Origin of the sequence: Paenibacillus sp. BSR1-1 (assembly GCF_030403775.1) — a bacterium.
GTDB lineage: Bacteria > Bacillota > Bacilli > Bacillales > Cytobacillaceae > Neobacillus.
This window is the reverse complement of sequence record NZ_JAQMWQ010000031.1, coordinates 1-14125: the sequence shown is the minus strand read 5'-3', so window position 1 is coordinate 14125 and position 14125 is coordinate 1. Positions and strand designations below refer to the sequence as shown.

The window sequence follows — 14125 nt, the reverse complement described above, 5'->3', positions numbered from 1 at the left end:
TATTATCAGAAAATTAAGTTAATATATAAGGGGGATGAAAAGGATGACAGTTAAGAGCTTGGATACAAAAAATTGTGATTATTGCTCAGGGTACGGCTATTTTCAACTAGTGCTTGGCGGTTCTGAAACGTGTTCCTGCTGTGGCGGCACAGGAAAGAAGGAAGAGGAATAAGGGGTATTAAGTTTTATAATTGAAAAGAATGGCTGGATACTGCTTCTTCGAACATTTCGAAGGGCTATTTTTTTTGTGTTCATATTGACTCCACTTTGGACGTTAGGTACACTTAGTGTTGATGCGTAAAGGGGGAATCTCGGATGCAAATGAGCATCGTTGTTTTAGTTATTTCGATATTGCTATTTTTTGTCTTGTTTTTTGGTATTGGATTTATCCTAAATATGCTTTTAAGAATGTCATGGGTTATGGCGATAATATATCCTATTGTGGCCATTTTAATCGTAGATAAAGTAAGATTTATTGAATATTTTACAAATAGTAAGTCTGCCTTTTTGGAATTAGGACATAAATTCAGCTCGCTGGCCACCGCTGATATTCTAATTTTATTAAGTGGCTTAGCAGGAGCCATAGCTGCTGGATTTACCATCAAACTGCTTCGAAAAAATGGCTATCAAATGTTTTAAAACTCTTTGCCTTCTGGCAAAGGGTTTTTTTGTTCACTAGTAATATTTTTCACTCCTTTTTTGAATAATTCCCTTCAGCTTGGGAATGAATATTTTTGGAGGAGTGAAAAATTTAATGGATATATTTAAAAATTGGATCAAGCGTGCAGCCATGACAATTCTTTTCATTATGGCCTTATTAGCGACGTTCCAATCTATTTCTGGTGTTAATGCTCATGCCTTAATTTCACAATTTGCGTCCGTTATTTCATCAAGCGAAAATGTTTCAGGAACAACCTCTCCAACATTAGAGGATGCCTTTGATTGGTCAAAGTATCCAAAGCAAACTGTTACAGCTACCGGCTACACCGCAGGTTTTGAATCGACTGGAAAAAGACAAGGACATCCTGAGTATGGGATCACCTATTCAGGTGTTAAAGTGAAACGTGATTTATTTTCTACTGTAGCTGCAGATTTGAACGTTTTTCCGATTGGTACAATTCTGTTTATCCCCGGATATGGATATGGGGTCGTAGCTGATAAGGGTGGCGCAATAAAAGGAAATGAATTAGATCTTTATTATGAAACCGTTGAGGATGTTTATAATAAATGGGGCAAAAAAAAGGTAGAGGTCTATGTTGTTCAAAAAGGCAATGGAAAACTGACAGAACAACAATTACAGGCATGGAACGAAGATAAAACGCTGCAGGTATTCCGCCAGCGGTATATTAGCTCAGAAAAAAGGTAAAGCAGGCATCATGCCTGTTTTTTTATTTGGGGTTCGGTATAATAAATGGAGAATAACACGGAGGTGAATTGAATGTTTCACGTTACATCAAAATTGGACTTAACTGCTGAACATGAAGGCCTGGTCATAGGACTTTTTGAAAAACCAGAAAAATTCTCAGGTGCTTTAGCAAAATTGGATGAAAAATTCGATGGACAGCTAACTGAGTTGGTTAAATCAGGTGATATTTCAGCAAAACTAAAAAGTATTAGCAAAATACATACCTTTAGTAAAATCGGTTCAAAACGAATTTGGTTTGTCGGTCTTGGAAAGGAAAAGGAATTGACCTTCGATAAACTAAGAGAAGCATTTGGTAAGTTATTCAAAGATGTGAAGGCAAGTAAATTAGAAGAGGCTGCTGTTTATCTGGATTCTTTCTTGACGGAAGAACTGGATGGACTTGACGCTGCCCATGCTTTGAGCGAAGCATTCTCGCTGGCTACCTATCAGTTCAAGGATTATAAACAGAAATCGAATGAACCTGAGAAAAAACTGAAGACCCTGAATGTTTACTGTGAGGGCTTTGAAAAAGAAGATATTCAAGCGTCGTTATCGGTCGGATTTGCATTCGGAAATGGGACAAACTCAGCTAGGACGCTTGTCAATATTCCAGGGAACTTGCTTACAGCGACCGATTTGGCAAACTATGCGGAAGAATTAGCTGATAAGTATGATTTTGAGATAGAAATTTTAGAAAAAGCAGAAATTGAAAAGCTTGGAATGGGAGCATTCCTTGCTGTTAACCAAGGGTCAACAGAGCCGCCTAAGATGATCGTGTTGAAGTATCAAGGGAAAGATGATTGGAAAGACGTAATCGGCTTAGTGGGAAAAGGAATTACCTTTGATACGGGCGGTTATTCCATTAAAACAAAAGCCGGCATTGTAGGGATGAAAACAGACATGGGCGGCGCGGCTGCTGTGCTTGGAGCAATGGAGATCATTGGTGAAACCCGCCCAGAACAAAATGTTGTGGCGGTTATTCCTTCGACTGATAATATGATTAGCGGCCATGCCTTTAAGCCGGACGATGTGATTACCTCAATGTGTGGGAAAACGATTGAGGTATTGAATACGGATGCAGAAGGCCGTTTGGTGTTAGCAGACGCGGTGACGTATGCGAAGCATCATGGAGCCGAATATTTGGTAGATGTTGCAACATTAACCGGCGGGGTCATTACGGCACTTGGATTACATACAACCGGCGCGATGACCAATCACGAATCATTATATGAACAAGTATTAGAAGCATCGGTAGAAGCCAGTGAGCAAATGTGGTTACTGCCTTTGTTTGAAAGCGAGAAGGAACGAGTCAGAAATAGCAAAGTAGCTGATTTAAATAATTCACCAGGCAGTGAGGGGCATGCCCTTGTTGCTGGCGCCTTTATCGGCGAATTTGCTGAAGGTACTCCTTGGGTGCATTTAGATATTGCCGGAACGGCCACTACTGCTAAAGGAAATAATCTTGGTCCTGCAGGTGCAACCGGAGTAATGACGCGTACTCTTGCATTATTTGTAGAACGGTTCGAACCAATTGAAAAATAAACCTTTAAACCCACGGAAACTTCCGTGGGTTTTCTAATATTAATTAGGAATAATTTCATGTGACTTTGAGAAATGTCCAGGTCCAGCGCCCAGTGGCCATCCCACTCCTCCCTACGATAAGTCAACATCGGATCGCTGACGCTCTCCGTGTTTCCTTTATCTCAGTCGGAGCGGGCCCCTGGCCATACGTCGCTAAACGGGCGCTTCCGCTTTTCTGACTGCCCACTCATTAGCCTTCCTTCTCGCATATGAAATAGTGTAGGCAAGTATAGCGAAAAAGGAGGTATGGTAATTAATGTACCCATATCGAAGTCCCTACCCGGTACAAGATCAACGATTTTTCGGCTTTGGATTACCCTTGGCGATAGGCGGGCTTAGTTTTTTAGGTGGTTTAATTGGAGGTGGACTTGGTGCATCGTTTGCAGCACGGCCATTTTACGGCGGTTTTGGTTACCCTGGTTTAGGATACCCAGGATCAGGATTTGGTTTTGCACCAGGACTTGGTTTTGGAGCTCCAGGGCTTGGTCTTGGCTATCCTGGTATAGGCGGCCCACCATTTTATTATTAATTAAGGAAAAAACAGCTCTAGGGCTGTTTTTCCTTTGATTAGAAGGAAAATTGATTTACTAAAGAGAATAGGTTAACTATGACAGTTTTCATTGACCGTTACATATTATAAATATACTGGAGGATAATCATGATTAAAAACACACTAATTGAAGCACTTGGTATTGAAATTACCCATATTGAAGAAGGAAAAATCATTGCAACGATGCCGGTTGATGAGCGGACGCGCCAGCCTTTTGGCATCCTGCATGGCGGTGCATCCGTGGCATTGGCAGAAACGGTTGCGAGTTTGGGCGCTTATGAGTTAGTTAATAAAGAAGAGGAAGCAGTAGCTGGTCTCGAAATTAATGCGAATCATGTTCGATCTATTCGAGAAGGCGTAGTCACAGCGGTGGGCACAGTTCTGCACCAAGGCAGAACCACACAAGTATGGGATATTAAAATTACCGACGATCAGGGACGCCTTATTTGCGTTTCAAGATGTACCATGGCGGTCATAAAAATCAGAAAATGAGAATGGGATTTTTACCCACTCTCTTTTTTTTATTGAAATATTTAAAAAATTTAAGGAAAATCATGATATAATTGAAAATAAAATAGAACAAAAGCACAGTTTTTTGTACATGTTTCTTTATATAATGGTAGTAAGCTTATTCATAAGAAATGGGGGTGAAGAATATGAGAGCAAAGCGGCAATACCTATTTATTGATTTTGAATTTACCATGCCTGAACGTAATGGACGTATGAAAGATTTTTTCGCGGAAATTATTGAGGTTGGAATTGTATCCGTTATTGATGATCAGATCGCCGAACAGTTTTCTTCCTTTGTTACTCCTCTAAAGTTCCCAAAGCTATCAGAACGCTGTAAATCCTTTTTACATATTTCACAGCAGCAGGTTGACACGGGGCTATCTTTTTATGATTTTATCCGAAAGCTGGAGGAATTCAATAAGAGCAATCTGGAAACCACAATTGTTACTTGGGGAAATATGGATATGAAGGTACTTCGTCATAACTGTTTGGAGGCTGGTACTGCTTTTCCATTTCATGCTTCAGAATTAGATCTGTCAATGGAATATAAACGATTCTTCGGAGATCAAAATCAAACAGGACTATGGAAGGCTGTTCAAGAATATGGCAAAGAAGGGACAGGCAGGCACCACCGGGCACTTGATGATGCCTTGACTACCTATAATATATTCAAGCTAGTTGAAAAGGATAAACGATATCTAGAAAAACCAAAGCCAACCACCATCGGTGACCGGGTTGATTTTTCAAAGTTATTAAATGAATTTGCATAAAAGGCCAAATCACTCAACCTGATTTGGCCTTTAGTGTTTAAACTTGTATGTTGATTTGCGCTCCAGGCTCTTGCGGTTCGCGGCGTGCCGTGGAGCCTCCTCGGCGCTATGCGGCCTGCGGGGTCTCCCCTGCCCCGTACTCCCGCAGGAGTCTCGCACCTTCCGCTCCAATCAACAAGGTCCTTGAACACGGTTTAGGATTTGAAATAATCCTTTTCTAGGGAGTCTATCATTTTTAAGCTCATTTCAGCCCATTGTGAAGATGTTCCTAACAGTTCATTTTTCATTTTATCTACCGCTATCTTTAATGACTCTTTGTAGTCGGGTATCTCTTCTTCAAAAGGTTTGACCATCTGCTTTGGAATATTGGCCTGCTCTCTAAAGGCTAGTGCGCGCCTCTCATGGAAAATGAGTACATCCGCTTCTTTTGGGTTATGAAGATCACCTTGCATTGGATGCTTGAGAACACCCAAAACTCTGACTAAATAATGCTGCGGGCGGATATCCGTTATTTCTCCAATATACTTTCCTGTTTTATAGATACCTGTTACTGCAGTACCAACCTGCAATTCTGACATAAAAAAACCCCCTGACACCCAATCTTTATCTTGATTCTTCCCCTTCATTATGACTAAATTTAAAACAGAGTGCAAAAAAATTTATTTTCGGTTAAAGTGAAAAAATGGAGGTATGATAAATGAAGAAGCTAAAATTCTTGATTGCTTTATTTGCTATTATTTTAGTATTGTCAGCTTGTGGGACAAGCACAACAAAGAAGGAAGAAGCAAAAACGAAAAGTTCTGCGCCAAAAACGGAACAGAAGGAAGGGGATCAACAAGTGTCAAAGGGAGTCTATCCTCAGCTTTCAACAGAGGTGTCTGAGAACGAGAAGCTCGTTGAAATGGAAACATCAATGGGTACGATAAAAATTAAATTATTTCCAGAATATGCGCCAAAAGCCGTTGAAAATTTTGTCAAGCATAGTGAGGAAGGTTATTACAACGGTTTAATTTTCCACAGGGTTATCAAAGACTTCATGATTCAAGGCGGCGATCCTAGTGGGAACGGAACGGGCGGCGATAGTATTTGGGGAAAGCCATTTGAAGATGAATTCTCCAATAATCTTTTCAACATTCGCGGAGCCTTGTCAATGGCCAATTCAGGCTCTAACACAAACGGCAGCCAGTTTTTTATTGTTCAAAAAACTTCTCTTGACCCTCAAATGAAATCGGAAATAAACAAGGCAGGATACCCGAAAGAAATAATTGATGCCTATGATGAACGCGGCGGAACTCCATGGCTTGATCACCGCCATACGGTTTTTGGACAAGTTGTTGAAGGTATGGAAGTCGTTGATAAAATTGCTGACACACCTGTGGGGGCACAGGATAAACCAGAAAAAGATGTTATTATTAAAAAGATAAAAGTATTAAAATAGGCTTTGTTGGTCGGAAACGTTTTTTCTTGCTATAATGATTTATTAGAGCAAGTCCTTGATAGAAAGGAAGAAAAAAATGTTTCAGTCATTAGTAATGTCATTGTTTTTATACTTTCCTGAAGATAAATCGGAATATATTCCCGCAGCAATTACGTTTTTTATTTTTTTCATAGGTGCTTTGGTAACAATGAGGTTAATCATTGTTCACTCCAAGCGGGAAGCCAAAAAAGCAAAGGAATTAGAGGATCGAATTCGAAATCATGAGCTTAATCAGAGGAACAGTTAACTGCAGCTGTTTCTTTTTTTGCCCCCAAATACTGTATAGTCCAATGTTCGTTTGCCGATACTAACGGCAAATTGTCTATTGTAGGGGGATTACATATGAAGAAATTCTGGTTGATTGTTCCACTTCTCATTCTAACTGGATGTACGGAAAAAAATATCACAAAAATTGATGTGGAAATGTTTAATGCGGCAGGAGATTCTTTAGGAACAGTCAAATTGCAGGAGCAAGCCAGTGGTGTGAAAATGTCCGTAGATTTGAAGGGGCTTTCACCTGGGATACATGCTATTCATTTTCATGAGAAAGGAACCTGCGAGGCACCTGATTTCAAATCTGCCGGTAACCATTTTAATCCAGAGAAAAAAGAACATGGACTGCTTCATCCAAAAGGCGCGCATGCCGGCGACCTGCCTAATTTAATTGTTGGGGATGATGGGTCCGTAAAGGCAGATCTTATGGCATCCAATGTCACCTTAAAGGATGATAAGAAATCTCTGTTTACAAAAGAGGGGACCACGCTTGTTGTACATGAAGGAAAAGATGATGGTATGACTCAGCCTGCCGGCGACTCAGGCAATCGGATCGCCTGCGGGGAGATTTCTAAGGATAAAAATAAAGAAGGTCAAAAGAAAGCACAGGATGAAAAAGAATAATCGATTAAAGCTATCTCATGGAGCGAGATGGCTTTTTATATGAAATTTTTCTTTTTTGGGTAAAAATCTAAGCTTTTCCAATGTGTGGACATACACTAACAGGGAGATTGTAAGGAGGCGAGTATTGATGGAGAAAAGACAATTTGGCAGTTTTCAGGGACAGCCTGGTATGCAGCAAATGGGTTTTCCTCAGATGGGCGGATTCCAGCAAGGGCATCCACAAATGATGGGTGGATATCCGTATCACGGCTATCCTCATATGGGAGGGTATCACCACGGATATCCACAAATGGGTGGATATCAGCATGGCTATCCACATATGATGGGCGGTTTTCAGCAGCCTGGAGGATTCCCGCAAATGATGGGCGGACAGCAAACAGGTTTTCCACAAGGAATGGGCGGACAACAAGCTGGTTTTCCTCAAGGAATGGGTGGTTTTCAACAAGGTCAAATGCCGCAGACTCAACCATCCACATTTGGCCAACGTAAAGATAAAAAGTAATATTCATTATTTTAGAAACCTGTCCTTCAAAATAGCGGGACAGGTTTTTCTTGATTTCTCTTCCTTTTTTCAAGACAATGAGGTTATTAAAATTTAGGAGCTAATAAAATGGAAAATAAACTATATTACCAAGATGCCTACATTCAATCCTTTACTGCACAAGTGCTTAAACAAGAGAAAGACGAGGAAGGGAATTGGTACGTTCTTTTAAATCAAACGGCATTTTACCCAACTGGCGGTGGCCAGCCGCACGACATTGGGAAGCTTGGAGAGTCCAATGTAATAAATGTTGAAGAAATACATGGGGAGATACGTCATTACATAGATATGCCATTGTATGACACCCAGAAAGAGGTACTCGGGGCCATCGATTGGGAACAGCGCTTTGATCATATGCAGCAGCATGCTGGCCAGCATATTTTATCGGCAGCATTTGAGCAATTATTTGATTACAAGACCGTTGGCTTTCATTTAGGAAATGAAATGGTCACCATTGATTTGCAGACAGAAAATTTAACGGAGCAGGAAGCGAAGAAAGCGGAAGAGCTTGCAAACCAAATAATTTTGGAGAATAGGTCTATTGAAGTAAAGTGGGTAACAGAGAAAGAGCTGTCTCAATATCCATTAAGAAAAGAAACGAAGGTTAAAGAAAATATCCGGCTCGTGATTATTCCGGATTTCGACTATAACGGCTGCGGCGGAACCCATCCAAAAGCAACAGGAGAGGTTAGTGCAATAAAAGTTTTAGATTGGGAAAGACAAAGGAAAAACACACGGCTTCAATTTGTCTGCGGAAATCGAGTTTTAAAACAGCTTGGGCAAAAACAGAGAATTCTGCTTCAGTTAACCAGTTTGCTTAATGCGCCTGAAAAAGATATGGAGGCAGCTGTTGGCCGGATGCTTGAGAATGCAAAATCGCAGGAAAAGCTTTTAGAACAAACTAAGGAGCAGCTACTGCAATTCGAGGCAAAGGATTTGAATGATAAATATTATACTGATAATATCGTAAATGAAATTTTTCAAAATCGCAGTATTCAAGAACTTCAGAAATTAGCTCGTTTTATCACGGCAAACAATGAAAATGCTTTGGTTATTTTTGTATCGAACAATGAAGATAAGCTCCAAGTCGTCTGTGCAAAGGGAAAAGCTAGAAACGAAAATATGAAAACAATTATTGGTAAATCATTGCCATTCATAAATGGTAAGGGCGGAGGAAATGATTCTTTTGCACAAGGAGGAGGCGAAAAGCTTATAACACCGGAGGAAATGCTGATGTTATTATTCGAATTATCGAAATAGCAGTCTTTTTTCGTTTATTAATACACTTTTACTAATAAAAAAGTGTATTTTTTTTCACACTATAATTATAAATTTTGTATTAAATGATGTGCGAAAAAATATTTCATATATGTTATAATAAAAATGAATTTTTTTTCACAACCTTGAAGGGATGATAAGATTGGAAAAACAAAAAGTTGGGGTTGTCGGTGTAGGTGTAATGGGAAGAAGTTTGGCCCTGAATTTTGAAAGCAAAGGTTTCCCTGTTTCCGTATACGATCTCTCCGCTGAGAAAGTAAATGAAATTTTAGAACATCATAAAGGGAAAAATATAATTGGTACTGCCAATATTGAAGAATTTGTTCAATCTTTGGAGCTTCCCCGAAAAATTTTATTAATGGTAAATGCTGGTGAAATTACCGATAAAGCGATTGAATCGCTAGTACCCTATTTAGACAAAGGGGACATTCTTATTGATGGAGGCAATAGCTATTACAAAGATACCATTCGACGAAATGCCGCTCTTGCTGAGAAAGGGCTTCTTTTCATAGGTGCCGGTGTTTCTGGCGGGGAAGAGGGAGCATTGACAGGTCCGTCGATCATGCCAAGCGGACAAAAGGAAGCTTATGATGAGGTTGGTCCGCTCTTAACGGCTATTTCAGCTAAGGTGGATGGAGAACCTTGTTGTACATATATTGGTCCAAATGGTGCCGGGCACTATGTAAAAATGGTTCATAATGGTATTGAATATGGTGACATGCAGTTAATATGTGAATCTTACCATTTAATGAAAACGCTCCTTGGCTTATCTGTCAACGAACTTCATGAAGTCTTTAGCGAGTGGAATCAAGGAGAACTTGACAGCTATTTGATTGAAATTACCGCAGACATCTTTACAAAAATGGATCCTGAAACCGGCAAGCCATTAGTGGATGTTATTCTCGATACTGCCGGACAAAAAGGAACAGGAAAATGGACAAGTCAGAGTGCCCTTGATTTGGGTATTCCACTATCCATTATTACTGAATCTGTGTTCTCGCGTTTCCTTTCAGCTATGAAGGAAGAGCGTGTAAAAGCTAGCAAATGGTTAAAAGGACCTAGTGAAAATAAATTTGTTGGCAATAAAAAGGACGTTATTGAATTAATTCGGAAAACCTTGTATTTTAGTAAAATTATTTCTTATGCACAAGGATTTTCGCAATATAAAGTGGCTTCCCATGAGTATAATTGGGATTTGAGACCGGGTGAAATTGCGAAGATCTTCAGAGGCGGCTGCATCATTCGAGCAGCATTCCTGCAAAATATCATGGATGCATATGATCGAAATCCGGAATTAGACAACTTGCTCATGGATTCCTACTTTCAAGCAATTACAGGGGATTATCAGGATGCAGCTAGAGAGGTTGTTTCCATTGCTTTAAAAGCAGGGATACCTGTTCCAGGACTCTCTAGTGCAATTTCGTATTATGACAGTTATCGCTCAGCGGTCCTGCCTGCCAACCTGCTTCAAGCTCAGCGCGATTATTTTGGAGCTCATACGTATCAGCGGGTGGATCGTGAAGGAACTTTCCATACCGAGTGGCTTGAGAAATAATTGACGAACCAGACGTGGACATTCACGTCTGGCTTTTTAATATATGGAAACTTATGTATACTGAATTGAGAGAATTGAGAGGGTGATTTAGATGGGTTTTTTAGATGGTTTAATGGGCAATGCCTCAGAAGTGAATGCACAGGAAGTACAAAAGGAATTTGAACGTGTTTTGGCTCCAAGTGAAAGAATTGAAAAAGCGTATAGACTCATTCGGGACATGTTTGTTTTTACGAATAAGCGGTTAATTTTAGTTGACAAGCAAGGTTTAACTGGAAAAAAGGTCGAGTATCATTCTATCCCATATAAAAACATTACTCATTTCAGCATTGAAACAGCAGGGAGCTTCGATTTAGATGCGGAATTAAAGATTTGGATCTCCGGAAATGCACTTCCGCTGCAAAAGCAATTTAATAAAAACTTAAACATCTATGAACTCCAAAGTGTTTTAGCTGAATATGTGTTGAAATAATCTTTTTATACCTTCTTATCGACCGTTAGAATCCATATTTGAGTTCAACAGTCGATAAGAGGCGATCATAACGACCAAGAGAGCCAATTTTTTGGTGCAAACGGTCGATAAGAAGCGTTCATAACGACCGAGGAAGCCAATTTTTTGGTTCGACGGTCGATAAGAAGAGTTCATAACGACCGAGGGAGCCAATTTTTTGGTTCAATGGTCGATAAGAAGAGTTCATAACGACCGAGGGAGCCAATTTTTTGGTTCGACGGTCGAAAAGAAGCATTCATAACGACCGAGGGAGCCAATTTTTTGGTTCAATGGTCGATAAGAAGCATCCATAACGACCGAGGGAGCCAATTTTTTGGTTCGACGGTCGAAAAGAAGCATTCATAACGACCGAGGAAGCCAATTTATCAGTTAGACAGTCGATAAGAAGCGTTCATATTAACCAAGTGCTCTTTTTAGACGTTCTAGTCCTTCTATCAAGTCATCCTTTGGACAAGCAATATTGATGCGGACGAATCCTTCACCGCCAGGGCCGTATTTAGAACCGGGTTCTAATGCCAGCTTTCCTTTTTGAATCAGCAAGTTTCGTAACTCTTTATCGCTTAATCCAAGTTTTCGGCAATCAAGCCATAACAGGTAAGTTCCTTCGGCATCAATACAAGTGATTTCCGGGAAATGATCCGCTAGGAATTGAATTGTATAATCCTTGTTCACCTGCAAATAATCAATCAGTTCTTCGAGCCATTCCTCACCGTGACGATAGGCGGCCTCCATTCCAATTATCCCAAAGGTATTCAAGGAGAAAACACCTTGGCGTTTTTGCTGCTCCTGAAATTGGATCCTTAATTCCTTATTTTTAATGATTACAGCAGAAGCCTGTAAGCCAGCAAGATTAAACGTTTTGCTAGGAGCAATTAAAGTGATGGTTCTATCCAAAAGCTCATCATTTAAAGAAGCAATTGGTTTATGCGTAAACTTCTTATAGATAATATCAGAATGAATCTCATCAGAAAGAATAAGGCAATTATATTGTAAACATAACTCACCAATTTTTAATAGCTCATCTTTTGTCCAAACCCTGCCAGCAGGATTGTGCGGATTGCAAAGTAAAAATAATTTACAGCCTTCTTGCAAAGCTTTTTCAAAACCCGCAAAATCAATCTGATAACGATCTCCATTCAATAACAGCGGAGAGTTTACGACGATGCGTTTATTTTTTTCAATCATATCAAAGAAAGGAGTATACACGGGAGATTGAAGCAGTACCCGATCACCTTCCTTCGTAAACGACTGTATGGCTGTACTGATGGCCTGCACCACACCGCTGCAATATAATAGCCATGAAGTGATAATTTTCCATTGATGCCGCTTTAACAGCCAGGAGTTAATAGCTTCTGAGGTGGAGGTCGGGACAAAAGTATAGCCAAAGACCCCGTGTTCGACGCGATTCTTTATCGCATCAATGACAGCCTGTGGCGGCTTAAAATCCATATCCGCAACCCACATCGGCCATAAATCTGACTCTCCAAAGATATCTTTTGTTAATTCCCATTTGACTGATGCCGTTTTAAACCGGTCTATCCGCTCATTAAATACTGACATATGTCCACCGCCTGTAATATTTTCTTACCTTCTCCTTCTTATGATAAAATATATCAATCAAATGTTAAAACAATAGGGAGAAAAAAATGAGAAAAGAGATTCAGACAAATTTAAAGTTTGTTGACTTATTAAATGAATGGGATCCTTTCCAATTGAAAAATGGGAGCTATGAGACGGAAATCGCTGATGTGATAGCGGCTGTTCATGAACTAGACCACCCATTAATACTTGCTAAGCGAATTCAAACCATCTATGAATTCTCCTTTGAAAAACTTATCCCATTGGAAAGCTGTTTAAAAGTAGCGGGCGAACTTTTAAATATTAAGGCGAACGATTCTTGTTCGTTGTAAAAAAAAGAGGACATCCCGATATCGGGGTGTCCACTCAAAAAGGGGGGAATACTAGAAAGCTTATGATATAAGGTTTACCAGATTTCCCCTTTATTATACAACCATGATAGAAAAATTTATTAGTTTTCCACTGACGAGGAGTTTGTATGAAGTTTGTGGTATTCTAATAACTCAGATGCTGCGATATCTAATACAGTAGATAGTTTTAAAATGGTCTGACTGCTTGGAATTTGTTCCCCGGATTCATATTTTTCAATCGTACTTGTTCCAACTCTGATTTTTTGTGCTAATTCTTCCTGTGTCATGTTTCGCATTTCACGAGCGGATTTGATTGTTTGACCGATTTTATTCATACTGTTCACCTCAACTTAAAATATTAAGTTACTCTCTACTAGTGTAACATTGGATAAATCATTTTTCTAATTCTACATGTTAAAATTTACTGACAATTTTATAATTTAGAAGGGGCCCTGTTTCTATTATTTTACTTTCTTTGATAAAAACAATTCTTTGTGGTATAATCTTATAATGCGTATATAAGGGACTAAATAATTATTTACTTAGGAGTGTTTTCATGTCAGGAAACTTTGAAACAGGAAGTATCGTAACAGGTAAAGTAACAGGAATTCAACCATATGGCGCGTTCGTTGCATTAGATGAAAATACACAAGGTCTTGTGCATATTTCAGAAATCACGCACGGTTATGTGAAGGATATTAATGACCATCTTAAAGTTGGGGATGAAATTAAAGTAAAAGTTTTATCGGTTGATGAAGGGGCAGGAAAAATTGGTCTTTCAATCAGAGCAACTGAAGAAGCGCCAGTCGAGCAACTAGCAAAAGTGAAGAAGCCTCGTAAGCGCCAAGCGGCTGCCATCATTCCGGAAGCAGAAGGACAACAAGGCTTTAACACACTTAAGGATAAGCTTCAAGAATGGATTGACCAATCACAGCGCGAAGATTTAATTAAGAAATAAATCATTCATTAAGCCAAGGCATACTGTTGAAAAGCAGTTGGCCTTGGCTTTATTTTTTGCTCTCTGAATTTGTTGTTGATTTGCGCTCCAGGCGCTTCGCTTTCCGCGGGCGGTCCGGGGAGCCTCCTGATATGAACGAAACTTTCAAGGCCCCCACTCTACATCAG

19 protein-coding genes are annotated in these 14125 nt (G+C 39.7%); 16 read left to right on the top strand and 3 right to left on the bottom strand.

What is annotated here, in order from left to right:
• The first annotated feature begins 43 nt into the window (after window positions 1-43).
• The 7 genes from PH210_RS26880 (at window position 44) to kapD (ending at window position 4816) form a co-directional block, all read left to right on the top strand.
• Complete coding sequence (locus PH210_RS26880; protein WP_223591886.1) at window positions 44-172, top strand: YuiA family protein; 129 nt, start codon at window positions 44-46, stop codon at window positions 170-172.
• Window positions 173-315: 143 nt separating this feature from the next.
• On the top strand, window positions 316-639 hold the full coding sequence (locus PH210_RS26875; RefSeq protein WP_223591885.1) for a YuiB family protein: 324 nt from the start codon (window positions 316-318) through the stop codon (window positions 637-639).
• Window positions 640-754: 115 nt separating this feature from the next.
• The gene (gene spsC, locus PH210_RS26870; protein WP_289989414.1) at window positions 755-1366 is read left to right on the top strand and encodes a stationary phase survival protein SpsC; all 612 of its coding nucleotides are present in this window, start codon (window positions 755-757) and stop codon (window positions 1364-1366) included.
• Between the two features lie 72 nt (window positions 1367-1438).
• A complete protein-coding gene (locus PH210_RS26865) occupies window positions 1439-2947 on the top strand; it encodes a leucyl aminopeptidase (protein WP_289989413.1) in 1509 nt (502 codons plus the stop codon).
• A gap of 295 nt (window positions 2948-3242) precedes the next feature.
• Window positions 3243-3515 carry a hypothetical protein gene (locus PH210_RS26860; RefSeq protein ID WP_289989412.1) on the top strand — a complete coding sequence of 91 codons (273 nt, stop codon included), beginning with the start codon at window positions 3243-3245 and terminating at the stop codon, window positions 3513-3515.
• Window positions 3516-3644: 129 nt separating this feature from the next.
• Window positions 3645-4028, top strand: coding sequence for a hotdog fold thioesterase (locus tag PH210_RS26855; protein WP_289989411.1), 384 nt, complete (start codon window positions 3645-3647; stop codon window positions 4026-4028).
• A gap of 164 nt (window positions 4029-4192) precedes the next feature.
• On the top strand, window positions 4193-4816 hold the full coding sequence (kapD, locus tag PH210_RS26850; RefSeq protein WP_289989410.1) for a 3'-5' exonuclease KapD: 624 nt from the start codon (window positions 4193-4195) through the stop codon (window positions 4814-4816).
• A 194-nt stretch (window positions 4817-5010) separates the two neighbouring features.
• On the opposite strand, the gene kapB is transcribed toward kapD, so the two are convergent.
• Window positions 5011-5394, bottom strand: a complete 384-nt coding sequence (kapB, locus tag PH210_RS26845) for a kinase-associated lipoprotein KapB (protein WP_289989409.1) — start codon at window positions 5392-5394, stop codon at window positions 5011-5013.
• A gap of 119 nt (window positions 5395-5513) precedes the next feature.
• Between kapB and PH210_RS26840 the strand changes: the two genes are divergently transcribed.
• From PH210_RS26840 to PH210_RS26810, 7 genes are all read left to right on the top strand, one after another.
• Window positions 5514-6254 (top strand): peptidylprolyl isomerase, encoded by a 741-nt coding sequence (locus tag PH210_RS26840; protein WP_289989408.1) that lies wholly within the window; start codon window positions 5514-5516, stop codon window positions 6252-6254.
• A gap of 76 nt (window positions 6255-6330) precedes the next feature.
• On the top strand, window positions 6331-6540 hold the full coding sequence (locus PH210_RS26835) for a hypothetical protein (RefSeq protein WP_289989407.1): 210 nt from the start codon (window positions 6331-6333) through the stop codon (window positions 6538-6540).
• Window positions 6541-6635: 95 nt separating this feature from the next.
• Window positions 6636-7190, top strand: coding sequence for a superoxide dismutase family protein (locus PH210_RS26830; RefSeq protein ID WP_289989406.1), 555 nt, complete (start codon window positions 6636-6638; stop codon window positions 7188-7190).
• Window positions 7191-7317: 127 nt separating this feature from the next.
• Window positions 7318-7692, top strand: coding sequence for a hypothetical protein (locus PH210_RS26825; protein WP_289989405.1), 375 nt, complete (start codon window positions 7318-7320; stop codon window positions 7690-7692).
• 108 nt (window positions 7693-7800) lie between these two features.
• Window positions 7801-8991: an alanyl-tRNA editing protein gene (locus tag PH210_RS26820; protein WP_289989404.1), complete on the top strand. Its 1191-nt coding sequence runs from the start codon at window positions 7801-7803 to the stop codon at window positions 8989-8991.
• 160 nt (window positions 8992-9151) lie between these two features.
• The gene (gnd, locus tag PH210_RS26815; protein ID WP_289989403.1) at window positions 9152-10564 is read left to right on the top strand and encodes an NADP-dependent phosphogluconate dehydrogenase; all 1413 of its coding nucleotides are present in this window, start codon (window positions 9152-9154) and stop codon (window positions 10562-10564) included.
• Between the two features lie 91 nt (window positions 10565-10655).
• Window positions 10656-11033, top strand: a complete 378-nt coding sequence (locus PH210_RS26810) for a PH domain-containing protein (protein ID WP_289989402.1) — start codon at window positions 10656-10658, stop codon at window positions 11031-11033.
• A 435-nt stretch (window positions 11034-11468) separates the two neighbouring features.
• Here the strand turns inward: PH210_RS26810 and PH210_RS26805 are convergent, their stop codons facing one another.
• A complete protein-coding gene (locus PH210_RS26805) occupies window positions 11469-12632 on the bottom strand; it encodes a MalY/PatB family protein (RefSeq protein WP_289989401.1) in 1164 nt (387 codons plus the stop codon).
• An 86-nt stretch (window positions 12633-12718) separates the two neighbouring features.
• Here PH210_RS26805 and PH210_RS26800 point away from each other — a divergent pair, with 86 nt between their 5' ends.
• On the top strand, window positions 12719-12982 hold the full coding sequence (locus tag PH210_RS26800) for a DUF1871 family protein (RefSeq protein WP_289989400.1): 264 nt from the start codon (window positions 12719-12721) through the stop codon (window positions 12980-12982).
• A gap of 119 nt (window positions 12983-13101) precedes the next feature.
• Here PH210_RS26800 and PH210_RS26795 read toward each other — a convergent pair whose 3' ends face one another.
• Window positions 13102-13335, bottom strand: a complete 234-nt coding sequence (locus PH210_RS26795) for a helix-turn-helix domain-containing protein (RefSeq protein ID WP_289989399.1) — start codon at window positions 13333-13335, stop codon at window positions 13102-13104.
• Window positions 13336-13556: 221 nt separating this feature from the next.
• On the opposite strand from PH210_RS26795, the gene yugI reads away from it, so the two are divergent.
• Window positions 13557-13958, top strand: coding sequence for a S1 domain-containing post-transcriptional regulator GSP13 (gene yugI, locus PH210_RS26790; RefSeq protein WP_289989398.1), 402 nt, complete (start codon window positions 13557-13559; stop codon window positions 13956-13958).
• Window positions 13959-14125 lie beyond the last annotated feature (167 nt).

Excerpts from the sequence above, each read along its gene's own strand:
- PH210_RS26840 (WP_289989408.1), top strand. The coding sequence starts at position 5,514 with ATGAAGAAGCTAAAATTCTTGATTGCTTTATTTGCTATTATTTTAGTA.
- kapB (WP_289989409.1), bottom strand. The coding sequence starts at position 5,394 with ATGTCAGAATTGCAGGTTGGTACTGCAGTAACAGGTATCTATAAAACA.
- PH210_RS26875 (WP_223591885.1), top strand. The coding sequence starts at position 316 with ATGCAAATGAGCATCGTTGTTTTAGTTATTTCGATATTGCTATTTTTT.
- kapD (WP_289989410.1), top strand. The coding sequence starts at position 4,193 with ATGAGAGCAAAGCGGCAATACCTATTTATTGATTTTGAATTTACCATG.
- PH210_RS26800 (WP_289989400.1), top strand. The coding sequence starts at position 12,719 with ATGAGAAAAGAGATTCAGACAAATTTAAAGTTTGTTGACTTATTAAAT.
- PH210_RS26810 (WP_289989402.1), top strand. The coding sequence starts at position 10,656 with ATGGGTTTTTTAGATGGTTTAATGGGCAATGCCTCAGAAGTGAATGCA.
- PH210_RS26820 (WP_289989404.1), top strand. The coding sequence starts at position 7,801 with ATGGAAAATAAACTATATTACCAAGATGCCTACATTCAATCCTTTACT.
- yugI (WP_289989398.1), top strand. The coding sequence starts at position 13,557 with ATGTCAGGAAACTTTGAAACAGGAAGTATCGTAACAGGTAAAGTAACA.
- PH210_RS26865 (WP_289989413.1), top strand. The coding sequence starts at position 1,439 with ATGTTTCACGTTACATCAAAATTGGACTTAACTGCTGAACATGAAGGC.
- PH210_RS26860 (WP_289989412.1), top strand. The coding sequence starts at position 3,243 with ATGTACCCATATCGAAGTCCCTACCCGGTACAAGATCAACGATTTTTC.
- PH210_RS26880 (WP_223591886.1), top strand. The coding sequence starts at position 44 with ATGACAGTTAAGAGCTTGGATACAAAAAATTGTGATTATTGCTCAGGG.
- PH210_RS26835 (WP_289989407.1), top strand. The coding sequence starts at position 6,331 with ATGTTTCAGTCATTAGTAATGTCATTGTTTTTATACTTTCCTGAAGAT.
- spsC (WP_289989414.1), top strand. The coding sequence starts at position 755 with ATGGATATATTTAAAAATTGGATCAAGCGTGCAGCCATGACAATTCTT.
- PH210_RS26825 (WP_289989405.1), top strand. The coding sequence starts at position 7,318 with ATGGAGAAAAGACAATTTGGCAGTTTTCAGGGACAGCCTGGTATGCAG.
- PH210_RS26855 (WP_289989411.1), top strand. The coding sequence starts at position 3,645 with ATGATTAAAAACACACTAATTGAAGCACTTGGTATTGAAATTACCCAT.
- PH210_RS26805 (WP_289989401.1), bottom strand. The coding sequence starts at position 12,632 with ATGTCAGTATTTAATGAGCGGATAGACCGGTTTAAAACGGCATCAGTC.
- PH210_RS26830 (WP_289989406.1), top strand. The coding sequence starts at position 6,636 with ATGAAGAAATTCTGGTTGATTGTTCCACTTCTCATTCTAACTGGATGT.
- PH210_RS26795 (WP_289989399.1), bottom strand. The coding sequence starts at position 13,335 with ATGAATAAAATCGGTCAAACAATCAAATCCGCTCGTGAAATGCGAAAC.